Source organism: Aeromonas sp. QDB62, from assembly GCF_027705695.1.
GTDB classification, from domain to species: domain Bacteria; phylum Pseudomonadota; class Gammaproteobacteria; order Enterobacterales; family Aeromonadaceae; genus Aeromonas; species Aeromonas allosaccharophila.
This window is the reverse complement of sequence record NZ_JAPDCD010000144.1, coordinates 1-641: the sequence shown is the minus strand read 5'-3', so window position 1 is coordinate 641 and position 641 is coordinate 1. Positions and strand designations below refer to the sequence as shown.

Below are 641 nucleotides of genomic sequence, written 5' to 3'. Positions count from 1 at the left end.
CACGGCATCCGCCATGCCAGTCAGTTTCAGGTGTCTCAAGCGGGTCAGCGTTTGTTGGGTCATGGGACGTATCCTCTTTAGTGGAAGCTCTGGGGGCCGCGGATGTTCTCGTGCTCTTGCGGCAGTTCTGGATAACTGAGCTGGCTTGCGGGCAGTTGGTCACGGCCACTGGCCAGCACCGACTTGAGCTGTTTGAGTCGCACCAGTCCTTCCCGATTAGCCAACTGGCAGCAGGCTTCAACCCGTGATGCTGGATACTCTCGACTAAGACTCAGTAGCCCCAGGCAGAGTCGGTATGCCTGCTCGGCATGGGCTTTCTCTTCCAGCCGTTCGCTAACCCAGCACAGGGTGCCCGGTCCGATGTCGGCAGCCCACTGCTTGAGACGCCCTGGCGTCCAGCGTTGCTGCTTGCTGTGACGTTCTGGCATGTGCTCAGGGAGTGTGCTCATCCCCGGGATGGTTTTACGCGGATGGCTCGCGACCAGCTGCTGCTGGTGATAGACCTGAAGCAGGGTATCGCCCGCATGGAGCTCCAGTTGCTGACCCACATACTGGTGCGGCACTGAGTAATGGTGCTGCTCATAGCTGACGTGATAGTCGATGTTGACCTTGACCGTTTTGATGGCGACATAGCGATAGGG

1 protein-coding gene is annotated in these 641 nt (G+C 58.8%); it reads right to left on the bottom strand.

From position 1 onward, the window contains the following. Positions 1–77: 77 nt before the first annotated feature. Positions 78–641 (bottom strand): Mu transposase domain-containing protein (locus OKC27_RS22815; RefSeq protein ID WP_442866083.1); only part of this gene is annotated, 564 nt, incomplete at its 5' end.